An 11,998-nucleotide genomic window follows, 5' to 3' on the forward strand; every position below is an offset into this window, starting at 1 on the left:
AGGATGGTCCATGGAAACCATCTCCCGCAACAGCGCCGTCTTCGCCTTGGACCCGATGGTTCCCCTGATGAACGCCACGAGTCCGTGTTGTGCCGGGCCTTCCCATAGGCGAAGCACTGCAAGGACGATTGCTTCCGAGCGCTGCGCCGGATCCAGCGATTCGACGCCGGCCAGCACCTGCGCCGGATCGGCCGGGAGCTCCACGCTTTGGGCGAAGAGCTCGTCCTTGCCTTTGAAGAAGTGATGGACCATGGCCGGGTCTACCTCGGCTTCGCGGGCCACTTGCCGGAGGCTGGTGCCGTCGAAGCCATGCTCGGCGAACAGCCGACGGGCTGTCGCCAGGATCAGCTCGCGCGAGTCAGTCCCGCCGCTCCGGCGCCCCCGCCGCACGGGAGGCAGGGCGCCGCTCATGAGGTCCGCCGTCGGAGGGTGAACGACGCCAGGACCAAAACGCCCACCACGATCGCGGCGATGATGCCCGCGTCTTGCCACATGGCCTGCGTCGCCTCGGCATTGTTGGCGATCTCCTTGAGGGCGTCAACGGAGAACGTCAGCGGCAGCACGTTGGAGATACTTTCCAGGACGCCATTCATGTGTTTCGTATCGACGAAGAGCCCGCACAGCAGGATCTGCGGCACCACCACTACCGGCATGAACTGAACAGCCTGGAATTCGGTCCGGGCGAAGGCCGAGCACAGCAGGCCCAGGGCGACTCCGAGCACGGCGTTGATGACGGCGATCAGCACCACGTAGCCAGGGGCACCCTTGATGTCGAGGTTGAAGATCCAATAGGCCACGGCCGTTGCTACCAGCGATTGCAGCGCCGCCATAATGGAGAACGCCAGCGCATAGCCGAACAGGAGATCGGCTTTGTGGATCGGCGTCGTCAGGAGCCGCTCCGACGTCCCGGAGGTCCGTTCCCGCAACATCGTGATCGACGTTACAAGGAACATCACCACAAACGGGAAGATGGCCAGCATCATGAGGCCCACACGGTCGAAGGTCCGAGGGACTCCGGGCGGCAGGGTCTCGTTCTCGTAAAGGTAGTACACGGCCGCCAGCAGCAGCGCTGGCACCACCAGGATCAACGCGATGCTTCGACGGTCGTGGCGTAGTTGCTCCAAAACCCGTCTGGTGGTCGCCAACATCATCCGCGGGTTCATGACGCCACCTGGCTTTCACTGGCTCCCCGGTGGTCCGGAGAGGCGTTCGATTCCTGGATGATGCGCAGGAAGGCCTTTTCAAGGTCTTGGCTTTGGCCACGTTCGCTCAGTTCCGCCGGACTGAGTTGAGCCAGTAGCAAACCATCGCGGAGCAGAAGCAAGGAGGAACAATGCGAGGCCTCCTCCATCACATGGCTCGACACCAAGAGCGTGGTTCCCGCTGCGGCCATCGCAGCGAACCGTTCCCACAATTCGGCACGCAGGACCGGGTCCAAGCCAACCGTCGGCTCGTCGAGGACCAGCAATCGTGGATGCGAGACCAGCGCACACGCCAGCGAGACCCGGCTGAATTCGCCGCCGGAAAGGTCGGCAGTCTTCCGCCGCGCCAATGATTCGAGCCCGACGGCGGCAATCGCCTCCGCAGTGTCCGCTGCGGTGACGCCGTGCATCGCACCGAAGAACCTGACGTTCGCTTCGACGCTGAGGTCGGTGTAAACGCTCGGCGCCTGGGTGACGTATCCGACGTCGTGCCGCAGTGACGGCGTGCCTGCCGGGTTGCCCAGAACCTCGAGAGTGCCGGCCGTGAGGCGTTGCACGCCCACGATGCAGCGCATGAGGGTCGTCTTGCCACTGCCGGACGGTCCCAGTAGGCCCGTGATCCGCCCGGGCTCCATGTCGAAGTCCAAGCCGCGGAGGATCTTCTTATGGCCGCGGGTGACGTGCAGTCCAACTGCCGTGACTGCCGGGGGAATGCCCGGAGTGATACTTCTTGATGCGCTGTGGAACATCGTCGCCTCCGCGGATACTTTTATTCATCAGGTGATGAATAAAAGGTAGGCCCGGCAGCGGCTGGCGTCAACAAATATTCATAAGTCCAACCCCTTGAAAAATGTGTCACCCATCACATAAATTCAGAACCAGCCGTGTCGCTGGGGCGCGGACGGTTTCAGAGAGGAAACACACATCAAATGGCTGTAAGCGTTGATCTTTCAGAGGCATTCGACAAGTCTGACTAAGCCTCCAAGACAGCGCCCGCGGCCGAGGGGCCGCTGAGCCACGCCATGGCAGGATGACCAGCCGCCCAGCGGCCAGGGGCTTCCTCGCACCATGGCGTGGCTCATCTTCGTTGGGGGAGGTGCCGGCTTTGGGGAAGATCCCGGGGGACGGGCCCAGGGCAGCTCGGGGCGAGCGGCTTGGCCGGGAGCCGGTAGATTGGTACCCAGTAGATATTGCCAGCTCTTGCCATAGAAACGGATTCTGACCCGTGGTCCTTCGCCTCTCCCAGTTATTCCTGCGCACTCTGCGTGAAGATCCCGTCGACGCCGAAGTCGCCAGCCACAAACTCCTGGTCCGCGCCGGCTACATCCGCCGTGCCGCACCGGGCATCTACACGTGGCTGCCGTTGGGATTGAGCGTCCTGCGCAAGGTCGAGGAGATCATTCGCCAGGAGATGGCCGCCATCGGCGCCCAGGAAGTCCACTTCCCTGCGCTGCTGCCGCGGGAACCCTATGAGGCCACTAACCGCTGGACCGAATACGGCGAGGGGTTGTTCCGCCTCCAGGACCGTAAGGGCGCCGACTACCTGCTCGCCCCCACCCACGAGGAAATGTTCACCCTCCTGGTCAAGGACTTGTACTCCTCGTACAAGGACCTGCCGTTGAGCCTGTACCAGATCCAGAACAAGTACCGCGACGAGGCACGTCCCCGGGCAGGCCTCCTCCGCGGCCGTGAATTCATCATGAAGGACTCCTACTCTTTCGACGTCGACGACGCCGGCCTGGATGCCAGCTACGCGGCCCACCGCGCGGCGTACCTGAAGATTTTCGAGCGCCTTGGGCTGGAAGTCATTCCGGTTGCCGCTACGGCCGGCGCCATGGGCGGATCCAAGAGCGAGGAATTCCTGCACCCCACCGAGATCGGTGAGGACACTTTCGTGCGCTCGGCCGGCGGCTATGCGGCCAACGTCGAGGCCGTCACCACCGTTGTCCCCGCCGAAATCGACTTCAGCAACGCTCCGGCGGCGCGTGTCCTGGACACCCCGGACACGCCCACCATCGAAACCCTCGTGACGGCCGCCAACCAGCTTGCGCCCCGCAGCGATGCCGACGGCGGTCAGTGGACTGCCGCGGATACGCTCAAGAACGTGGTCCTCGCTGTCACACTGCCGACGGGTGAGCGTCAGATCGTAGTCATCGGCGTTCCTGGGGACCGCGCCGTTGACCTCAAACGCGTCGAGGCCAACATCGGTTCCTTCCTGCCTATCGCTGGTGAGATCGGTCTCGAGGCGGCCAACGAGGACGACCTCAAGAAGAACCCTTCCCTCGTCAAGGGCTACATCGGCCTGGCCTGGCGCTCGACGAAGCCGTGCTCGGGCTCGAAGGCACGTCCAAGTTGCTCTTCCTTGTTGATCCGCGGGTTGTCTCCGGCACCAGCTGGGTGACCGGGGCGAACCAAAGCGGCAAGCATGTCTTCGGTCTGGTCGCCGGCCGCGATTTCGCTTGTGACGGCGTCATCGAATGCACCGACGTCCGTTCGGGTGACGAAGCCCCCGATGGCTCCGGCCTGCTGGAGATCGCGCGCGGCATCGAAATGGGACACATCTTCCAGCTGGGGCGCAAGTACGCCGAGGCCCTGGACCTGAAGGTTCTCGACCAGAACGGCAAGCAGGTCGTCGTCACCATGGGCTCCTACGGCGTCGGTGTGACCCGCGCCGTGGCGGCCCTGGCCGAGGCCAACAATGACGAGCGCGGACTGATGTGGCCGCGCTCCGTGGCCCCGGCCGACGTCCACGTGGTCGCCGTCGGCCGCGGCGACGAGATCTTCGCGGCAGCAGAGAAGCTGTCGAGCGAACTTGAGGCCGCCGGCCTCGACGTGATCTACGACGACCGCCCCAAGGTTTCCCCGGGCGTGAAGTTCGGTGACGCTGAACTCGTGGGCGTTCCCACCATCGTGGCAGTCGGACGCGGCTTGGTGGACGGCGTCGTGGAGATCAAAGACCGCCGTACGGGCGAGGCCGAGAACGTGGCGGTCGAGAAGGCTGCCGATTACGTGGTCAACGCCGTACGCCAGAAGTGATCTCCGGCTTCGAATCGATCCAACTCACCACTCTCATCATGATTGTGGTGGCCGGATTCGCAGCCGGTTGGATAGACGCAGTAGTGGGCGGCGGGGGACTGATCCAGCTCCCCGCCTTGCTCCTGGTTCCGGGGATCACCCCAGTCCAAGCGCTGGCCACCAACAAAATGGGCTCCATCTTCGGTACAGCAACCAGCGCCACCACCTACTATCGGCGCGTTGGTCCTGACCTTAAGACAGCCATACCCATGGCGGTGATTGCTCTCGCGGGCAGCTTCGGCGGAGCCGTCCTCGCCACCAACCTTCCCTCCAGCGTCTTCAAACCCATCATCGTGGTGGCGCTGATCGCCGTCGCGCTCTTCACAGCGCTGCGACCCAACGCCGGGGAGTTGACCGCCCTGCGGCATGAAGGCCACAGGCACTACGTGGTGGCCTGCGCGATCGGTGGCGTGATTGGGTTCTACGATGGTCTGATAGGTCCTGGAACAGGCTCGTTCCTGGTAATTGCCCTGGTCTCGGCCATGGGCTATGCCTTCCTCGAAGCCAGCGCCAAGGCGAAGATCGTCAACATGGCCACGAATGCCGGGGCGCTCTTGTTCTTCGTGCCGCACGGATCGCTGCTGTGGGGCGTCGGCGCCGTGCTGGGGCTGTCCAATATGGCGGGCGGGTATCTCGGTGCACGGACTGCCGTGAAGCAGGGCAGCGGCTTCGTGCGCCTAGTGTTCCTGGTGGTGGTGGGCGCGCTGATCATCAAGCTCAGCGTCGACGTCTGGCAGGACTACTCCGCCAAGTAGGCGTTCCGGTACCCTCGGGCGATGGCCCGGCGGAAGGTGCGGGCGTAGCATGCACTCATGTGGGTCGATTCCAGCGACTATGAGCAGGCTCTCGAACGTGCTTGGGAGCATACCCGCGAGTGGTTGAGAACCTTGCCTGGACGGCCCGTACGGCCAAGCAACACAGCCGACGACATCACGGAGATCTTCGGTGGACCGCTTCCGGACGGTGGACTGGATGCGGCCGCAGTGATCGATTTCCTCGCCAAACATGCCGAGCCGGGACTGATGGCCATACAGTCTGGACGCTTCTTCGGATGGGTCATGGGTGGCACCATACCGGCGGCCATGGCCGCGGACTGGATGGTTTCGGCGTGGGACCAGAACACAGGACTGCGCTTCGCCACCCCGGCTACCGCAGGGATCGAAGAGGCTGCCGGGCAATGGCTTCTTGGCCTGCTCGGACTTCCGGGAGAGTCCGACGTCGGGTTCGCCACGGGCGCCAGCATGGCCAACTTCACGGCCCTTGCCGCGGCGCGATGGCGCCAGTTGACCAGCGCGGGTTGGGACGTGAACGCCGGGGGACTCCAAGGCGCGCCTAGGCTGCGCGTCCTGGTGGGTGCTGAGCGGCACGAGAGCCTGGATATGGCCTTGCGTTTTCTCGGGTTGGGCGCGCCTGACGTTGTCCCGAGCGATAACCAAGGAAGGATTGATCCGGCCGCACTGCGGAGGGCGCTGGAGGAAGGTTCCGGACCTCGGCCGACCATTGTGTGCCTTCAGGCCGGGAACCTGCATTCAGGAGCCTTCGACCCGTTCCCGGAGGCTATCTCCGCCGCCAAGGAGCACGACGCGTGGGTCCACGTAGACGGGGCGTTCGGCCTCTGGGCAGCCGCAGTCCCGGAACTACGGCACCTGACTGACGGGGTGGAGTTGGCGGATTCGTGGGGAACCGACGCCCACAAGACCCTCAATGTGCCTTACGACGCCGGAATCGTTGCGGTCCGGGACGTCGCCGCCCTGCGGTCCGCCATCGGCATGCACGCCGAATACCTCATGCACGACGATCACGGTCCCGGTGACCCCATGGAGAAAGTGCCCGAATTGTCCCGCCGCGCGAGGGGCGTGCCCGTCTGGGCGGCGCTTCGGTCCTTGGGCCGCGACGGCGTGCGGCAGCTCGTCGCGGGACGTGCGGGGTGTGCCGCGGAGCTTGCCCGGCGGCTTGCCGAAGTGCCGGGCGTGGAGGTCCTCAATGATGTGGTGTTCACCCAGTTGTCCCTGGCTTTCGGCACAGACGGGAGGACCCGTGCCGTGACGGATTACATCATGGCCGACGGGAGGGTCTGGATGTCCGGTTCCCGCTGGCAAGGGAGGGATATTCTGCGCGTCTCGGTGACAAACTGGTCCACGGATTCGGACGATCTGGATATTGCCGTGCAAGCAATCAAGGATGCATTGCGGGCCACGGTTTGAGCCGGCGGTGGGCTTAGCTGAACACCTTTGCTGAACCCTTTGCTGAACCTAGGTGGACGCTGCGTGGCCGGGCTCGGGCAGTTCGTGCGCGGCGGGAAGTCCTTCTAGAGTCCGTCCCGCCAGGGTGCTGGCCACCCACAGCGAGCGGGCAAGATCGCCGTCATGCCCTGGTTTGCCGGCGTACCACAGCGCGTTTTCCACCTCGCGGACCAAGCTCCATTGCCGGGCAGCTTCGCCGTCCAGGCCGGCCGCCCTGCTGAAATCGGCGCACCGTTCCAGGAAGCGCAAGTTCCGGAGCCGTCCGGGGAAGATCGCGGATACGGTTCCACAAAATCGGGGCGACGGCGAATTCCGCCTCGCCGATCATTGGCTGCGGATCAATCGCCACATACGCGCGTTTTCTGATCGTTTGGCCGCCGTTGAGGTGCGGCAGGATGTTCATGAAATGCAGATCGCAATGCACCAGGACATCCTTGCCTTCGCGGCGTCCAACAGCACCCCGGGTCTGGCATACCTCCAAGGCGGCTTCGAGCAGCCACCGGGGGAAGGGTTGGCCAAGGTCTTCCCAGCCCGCAGGCAATTCATCGCTCCAGCGCTCAGCCTGGGCCGCTATGTGTTCAAATTCTTTCCACCCGGCCCGCTGGTCCGGCTCGATGCTGAGTGCCCTCACAAGGGTGCCCCAAACATCGCGGGCTTCGTCCATCGGAGCGCTGTGCAGCCAGTGCGCGGCGTCGAGCCGCTCCAGCAACATCGCGCAGGAGGCGGCATCGGCGTCGAGCATCCGTACCGCTCCGGTGCCGCCCCATAGTTCCAGAGCGTGCCGCTCGACGAGCGCCTCCGCGTGCGGGAACGCTACCTTGAGCACCGAGCGGGCGCCGTGATGGAGGACCGGAATGACGATCCCGCCGTGGCCGTTCCATGGTTCCATCCCTGGTTCCAGGTCAACGGACAACTGCCAGCGTTCAAGGCTGCTGTTGATAAGTCCGGGCAGCCCTGAGAGCCATGCGCGCCCTTCCGCTGTGCGGGAGTAGCGTGCCTGGAGGTCGCCAGGAATCGAAACGAAGGTAGTCATCACGGTCAGCCTACCCAAGGTGGTGCGGGAGTGGTTCAGACCACTCCGGAGGAACCCAGGAGGCTTCCGATCAAGTACGTCGCGGCGAGGGCCAGGGCGCCGCCGATGACAACGCGCACGGCGGCGCGGGTCTTCGAACTGCCGCCAATCCATGCGCCGAGGGCTCCCGTGATTGCCAGCGCGACCAGCACGGAAATGAAGGTCAGCGGCACGCGGAGTCCGAGCGGCGGCAGCAGGATCGCGAGCAAGGGGAGCACCGCTCCCAGAGTGAAGGCAATCGCGGAGGCAAACGCCGCATGCCACGGACTGACGATGTCGTCTTCGTCGATATTCAATTCCGCGGAGAGATGAGCGGCCAAGGCATCGTGCTCCGTCAATTCGACGGCCACTTTCCGCGCGGTTTCAGGCTGCAGGCCCTTGGCCTCGTAGATCGCAGTAAGCTCGGCCAGTTCCTCGTCGGGTTGTTCGGCCAGCTCCCGGCGTTCCTTCTCGATGAGGGCCTTCTGGCTGTCGCTTTGGCTGCTGACAGAGACGTATTCGCCTAGCGCCATGGACACCGCGCCGCCCACGAGTCCGGCCGCGCCGGCTGCGAGGATCGCTCCGGAGTTCGTGGTGGCGCTGGCGACGCCCACCACAATGGCGGCAACGGAGACAATTCCGTCATTGGCGCCAAGGACGCCGGCCCGAAGCCAGTTGAGCCGGTGGGCGAGGTCGTTGGCGTGTGGTTCGTTTTCGTGCAGAGCTGCAGTTTCGATGGAAGCCATGGTACAAGCCAAACACTTGGGGCCGAAGGCCGCCAGCAAAGAAAGGCTTTCCTATGGAGTCGGAGTCGGAGTCGGAGTCGGAGTCGGCGTGGCGGACGGGAACGGGGGCAGCGCCGCGGTGTCGATCAAGAGTCCGGGAAACGGACCAACTGGAGCGCCCCATGCCTGGCTGCGCTTGGCTGCGTCGACGAGGCCGTCGATGGCCCACTGGCGCGTTTCGCCTTCGGACAACCCCACGAGGTCGGCATAGGCTGCCAGCGAGCTGGATTCCATGCTTCCCAGCGCTGTCCCCGGCTTCGCAGCGAAGCTTGCCGGCAACCGGTAGCCGGCTTCCCGCGGCGGTGTAGCGATGCAGTGCAACCGGCCCTGTGCTTCCGCTCCGCGGAGCAGCTCCTGATGCCGGGCCAGCCAGGTGGCCGCCGTTGCCGAACCCTTCGGGTCCAGCTTCGTTACGGCCACCTGGTAGGCGTAGATCGCCTCTTGTTCTGAGCTCACCACGCTGGCAAGGGCGCCGGGGAGATCGGCCGCGGCCGTGGCCGCCCCGGAGGGGGATGCCGCCGTCGGGGACGTCGTAGGCAGGGTGGGGCAGCTTGAGGGAGTCGCGCCGGAGGGAGTTGCGCCGGAGGGAGTTGCGCCGGAGGGAGTTGCGCCGGCGGAAGCTGCCTCGGACGGAGTTGCCGGTACCGGCAGGCCCCAGAGGGTGGCCAGCCTCGAGGCCTCGATCAGCTGGGAGGTCCCGACGGCGGCGAGCAGTCGGGCGATGCCGCCGTCGGCCTTCGCAGCGTCCGCCAAGCGACGGGAAGCACTGGAGGAGAGAGCGGAGACGAAGCTGGCACGCGTTGGGCTGCCAGTAGCGGCACCGGGGTTTGAGGACACAGGGCTTGGGGACGCAGGGCTTGGGGACGCAGGGCTTTCGGACGCATGGGCCACGGTGCTGCGCGACGACGACGCCGATGGTCCGGAAGGCGACAGCAAGGCCCGGCCCTGGCTTGTAAGCAAAATCACAGTGTCCGATAGGCCGCTGTCGCCGGAGGTTTCGCTGCCGGACGCACCGCCCGACGTCGTGCCCGCCAAAAGCGAGGCGGTGCCCCGGAGTGACTCCGCGGAGGCGAGGGCTTCGGAACGCGCAGTTTCGGAAAACGGCGCGGGGGTTGGTTTTCCGGCGTCGCGGGGTACCAGCACGGTTCCGATCCCCACGACGATGACTGCGAGCAAAGCCAGGAGAAGGGCTCTCGCCCAACGGTGGCTCCGTGGTTTTTCAGCAGTCTCGTGGTTCACAACAGACTATGGTGTCACGCCCGGGGGTCCATCGCCGCCATCCAAACAAACCCCGTGCACCACGGCGCCGCAAATGTCGTTAAGCTAGTAGTCACAACATCATCTATCGGGAGGCGGCTGGCCAGTGAGTCATTCGGAAGCCACGACTTCAACAGACCAGGTTGGAACGGAACCCACGAATCCAACACGACACGAGGTCCGCAACCCCGAGGAGAGCAGGCTGAAGGCCCTTCTGGAGCCTGCCGTCCTGGCAAGCCGGCTCTACCTTGAGGATGTTGCCATCCAGGTTGCTGGTTCGCACCGGGTAGTCCACGTGGTCATCGACCTGCCCCAGGAGGAAACCGGCGGCGTCAGCCTGGACGTCATCGCGGACATCTCCAGGGCGCTTTCGGACATCCTGGACAACGACCCCCGGGCTGACGGACGTCCGTACGACCTCGAGGTATCTTCGCCCGGAGTTGGCCGTCCACTCACGGAGCCGCGCCACTGGCACAGGGCCCGCGGACGCATGGTCAAGGTCAACGTTATCCAGGGCGAGAACCTGACAGGCCGGATCCAGTCCGTTGATGACGACGGCGTCACACTGGTTCCCGAGCAAGCGGTCAAGAAGGGGATGAAGCCCAAGCAGGGTGAGCCCGTGAAGATTCCTTTCGACAGGATCCGCCAAGGAAAAGTCGAGATAGAGTTCAGCCACCTCCACGAGGCCGGGCTGGAAGACGAGTACAACGGACCTTCCGAGGAGGCCTAATGGATATTGACATGAGTGCGCTGAGACTCCTGGAGCGTGAGCGTGAAATCCCGCTGGACCTCCTGATCCCCACCATCGAGCAGGCGCTCTTGGTGGCCTACCACAAGACGCCTGGCGCTTTCGAAAAAGCCCGCGCGGAACTGGACCGCAAGAGCGGACACGTGACCATTTGGGCCACGGAAATCGACGACGACGGCCAAGCCGTCGGCGAGTTCGAGGACACTCCTGCGGGCTTCGGCCGCATCGCAGCCAGCACCGCGCGGCAGATCATCCTGCAGCGCTTGCGCGACGTTGAGGATGACAACGTCCTGGGCGAATTCAAGGGCCGTGAAGGCGAACTTGTCGCCGGCCTGATCCAGCAGGGCAACAACCCGCACATGATTCAGGTGAACCTCGGCTCCGTGGAAGCGTTGCTCCCGCCGCCCGAGCAGGTACCAGGCGAGAAGTACACCCACGGAAACCGTCTTCGCGCTTTTGTCGTAGATGTCCACCGCGGGACCAAGGGCCCGTCCATCACGCTGTCGCGTTCGCACCCGGGCCTCGTCCGCAAACTTTTCGAGCTGGAAGTTCCCGAAATCGCGGATCGCTCGGTCGAGATCGTGGCACTGGCACGCGAGGCCGGGCACCGCACCAAGATGGCGGTCAAGGCCAACACCCCAGGCATCAACGCCAAGGGTGCATGCATCGGCGAAATGGGCTCGCGCGTGCGCGCCGTCATGACCGAGCTCAATGACGAGAAGATCGACATTGTCGACTTCAGCGAGGATCCAGCGACTTTCATCGCCAACTCCCTCTCGCCGTCGCGCGTGAATTCGGTCACCATCACGGACGAGGCCACGCGGTCCGCCCGGGTGGTTGTTCCTGACTATCAGCTCTCCCTCGCGATCGGTAAGGAAGGCCAGAACGCCCGCCTTGCGGCGAAGCTGACCGGCTGGCGCATCGACATCGTCTCCGACGCCGCTCCGGCGAAGAGCAACTAAACCAGCCCAAGGAAGCCCGGCCCCGAATCCGCGCACTCAGCGGATTCGGTGGCCGGGCCTTCGGGGGCTTAGAATGGGTGGAACCGGGCCTATGCCCGGTATCCGTGCGCTTTGGCATGCCTGTGACTTTGCAGGTGCCAAGGAAAGCAGAACCGCAGAGGCAGGAAAAGACACTGAGGCAGGTTGATACACCCAGTGGTGAACTGCTTCATGTCAGGCACCAGCCTGTCCGCACCTGCATCGGATGCCGGAAACAAGGCAAGCGGAGCGAGTTGATCCGGCTTGTCGCCGAAGGCGGCGGGTCACCCGTCGTCCTGGTGGATGAACGACGCCGGATGACTGGCCGGGGTGCGTGGCTGCACTCCAGCAACACATGCCTGACGCTGGCAGTAAAACGGCGTGCTTTCGCAAGGGCCCTCGCGGGCGCGAGTGAAGTCACCGCCGTCGAACGCTACATGGCGGCAGTCATGCCACCTGCGGACACTCCGTGAAAGCAGGAAACCGTCCAAACCTGAAAGCGGGTCAGAAAACTGATGGAAACCCGATGAGTTCCCAGCGATGAGTGCGCAACGATGACAACTTTGTTGCGCTCTGTACAGGGCCTATCCGCCGCATTCGCGGCTGGGGCCCGCAGTAAGAAGTAGACGGTTCGTCGCCTGGCTCGGTGCGGACCGA

The 11,998-nt window shown here is 64.5% G+C and carries 10 protein-coding genes and 3 pseudogenes; 7 read left to right on the forward strand and 6 right to left on the reverse strand.

Features of this window, described 5'->3' with window-relative positions; translation table 11 throughout:
* Positions 1-10: 10 nt before the first annotated feature.
* Positions 11-244: a hypothetical protein gene (locus ACF0H6_RS19860; protein WP_395251155.1), complete on the forward strand. Its 234-nt coding sequence runs from the start codon at positions 11-13 to the stop codon at positions 242-244.
* A 26-nt stretch (positions 245-270) separates the two neighbouring features.
* Here the strand turns inward: ACF0H6_RS19860 and ACF0H6_RS19865 are convergent.
* The 3 genes and pseudogenes from ACF0H6_RS19865 to ACF0H6_RS19875 form a co-directional block, all read right to left on the reverse strand.
* Positions 271-411: pseudogene (locus ACF0H6_RS19865) on the reverse strand (helix-turn-helix domain-containing protein); the annotation flags it as partial.
* On the reverse strand, positions 408-1,151 hold the full coding sequence (locus tag ACF0H6_RS19870) for an ABC transporter permease (RefSeq protein ID WP_395251371.1): 744 nt from the start codon (positions 1,149-1,151) through the stop codon (positions 408-410). The gene ACF0H6_RS19870 and the pseudogene ACF0H6_RS19865, both read right to left, overlap by 4 nt.
* A gap of 8 nt (positions 1,152-1,159) precedes the next feature.
* Positions 1,160-1,951, reverse strand: a complete 792-nt coding sequence (locus tag ACF0H6_RS19875) for an ABC transporter ATP-binding protein (protein ID WP_395251156.1) — start codon at positions 1,949-1,951, stop codon at positions 1,160-1,162.
* 476 nt (positions 1,952-2,427) lie between these two features.
* On the opposite strand from ACF0H6_RS19875, the pseudogene ACF0H6_RS19880 reads away from it, so the two are divergent.
* The 3 genes and pseudogenes from ACF0H6_RS19880 to ACF0H6_RS19890 all read left to right on the forward strand — a co-directional run bounded on the left by ACF0H6_RS19880 (position 2,428) and on the right by ACF0H6_RS19890 (position 6,481).
* Positions 2,428-4,238 (forward strand): annotated as a pseudogene (locus ACF0H6_RS19880) (proline--tRNA ligase).
* Positions 4,235-5,032: a sulfite exporter TauE/SafE family protein gene (locus ACF0H6_RS19885; RefSeq protein WP_395251157.1), complete on the forward strand. Its 798-nt coding sequence runs from the start codon at positions 4,235-4,237 to the stop codon at positions 5,030-5,032. Before ACF0H6_RS19880 ends, ACF0H6_RS19885 begins: the two are co-directional and overlap by 4 nt.
* Before the next feature lie 57 nt (positions 5,033-5,089).
* Complete coding sequence (locus ACF0H6_RS19890) at positions 5,090-6,481, forward strand: pyridoxal phosphate-dependent decarboxylase family protein (protein ID WP_395251158.1); 1,392 nt, start codon at positions 5,090-5,092, stop codon at positions 6,479-6,481.
* A 48-nt stretch (positions 6,482-6,529) separates the two neighbouring features.
* Here ACF0H6_RS19890 and ACF0H6_RS19895 read toward each other — a convergent pair.
* The 3 genes and pseudogenes from ACF0H6_RS19895 to ACF0H6_RS19905 all read right to left on the reverse strand — a co-directional run bounded on the left by ACF0H6_RS19895 (position 6,530) and on the right by ACF0H6_RS19905 (position 9,595).
* Positions 6,530-7,553, reverse strand: a pseudogene (locus ACF0H6_RS19895) (aminoglycoside phosphotransferase family protein).
* A gap of 35 nt (positions 7,554-7,588) precedes the next feature.
* A complete protein-coding gene (locus ACF0H6_RS19900; protein WP_395251159.1) occupies positions 7,589-8,317 on the reverse strand; it encodes a VIT family protein in 729 nt (242 codons plus the stop codon).
* Positions 8,318-8,368: 51 nt separating this feature from the next.
* A complete protein-coding gene (locus ACF0H6_RS19905) occupies positions 8,369-9,595 on the reverse strand; it encodes a DUF4439 domain-containing protein (RefSeq protein ID WP_395251160.1) in 1,227 nt (408 codons plus the stop codon).
* 124 nt (positions 9,596-9,719) lie between these two features.
* On the opposite strand from ACF0H6_RS19905, the gene rimP reads away from it, so the two are divergent.
* The 3 genes from rimP (at position 9,720) to ACF0H6_RS19920 (ending at position 11,814) form a co-directional block, all read left to right on the forward strand.
* On the forward strand, positions 9,720-10,343 hold the full coding sequence (rimP, locus tag ACF0H6_RS19910; RefSeq protein WP_395251161.1) for a ribosome maturation factor RimP: 624 nt from the start codon (positions 9,720-9,722) through the stop codon (positions 10,341-10,343).
* Positions 10,343-11,323, forward strand: a complete 981-nt coding sequence (gene nusA, locus ACF0H6_RS19915) for a transcription termination factor NusA (RefSeq protein ID WP_395251162.1) — start codon at positions 10,343-10,345, stop codon at positions 11,321-11,323. The genes rimP and nusA overlap by 1 nt, the downstream gene beginning before the upstream one ends.
* 272 nt (positions 11,324-11,595) lie before the next feature.
* Complete coding sequence (locus tag ACF0H6_RS19920; RefSeq protein ID WP_395251163.1) at positions 11,596-11,814, forward strand: YlxR family protein; 219 nt, start codon at positions 11,596-11,598, stop codon at positions 11,812-11,814.
* Positions 11,815-11,998: the final 184 nt, after the last annotated feature.

Origin of the sequence: Arthrobacter sp. NA-172 (assembly GCF_043952055.1) — a bacterium.
GTDB lineage: Bacteria > Actinomycetota > Actinomycetes > Actinomycetales > Micrococcaceae > Arthrobacter.

What these genes read in the sequence shown, in the direction of transcription:
- ACF0H6_RS19900 (WP_395251159.1), bottom strand. Translation starts at nt 8,317, where the DNA reads ATGGCTTCCATCGAAACTGCAGCTCTGCACGAAAACGAACCACACGCC.
- ACF0H6_RS19890 (WP_395251158.1), top strand. Translation starts at nt 5,090, where the DNA reads ATGTGGGTCGATTCCAGCGACTATGAGCAGGCTCTCGAACGTGCTTGG.
- nusA (WP_395251162.1), top strand. Translation starts at nt 10,343, where the DNA reads ATGGATATTGACATGAGTGCGCTGAGACTCCTGGAGCGTGAGCGTGAA.
- ACF0H6_RS19860 (WP_395251155.1), top strand. Translation starts at nt 11, where the DNA reads ATGGAAACCATCTCCCGCAACAGCGCCGTCTTCGCCTTGGACCCGATG.
- ACF0H6_RS19875 (WP_395251156.1), bottom strand. Translation starts at nt 1,951, where the DNA reads ATGTTCCACAGCGCATCAAGAAGTATCACTCCGGGCATTCCCCCGGCA.
- ACF0H6_RS19870 (WP_395251371.1), bottom strand. Translation starts at nt 1,151, where the DNA reads ATGATGTTGGCGACCACCAGACGGGTTTTGGAGCAACTACGCCACGAC.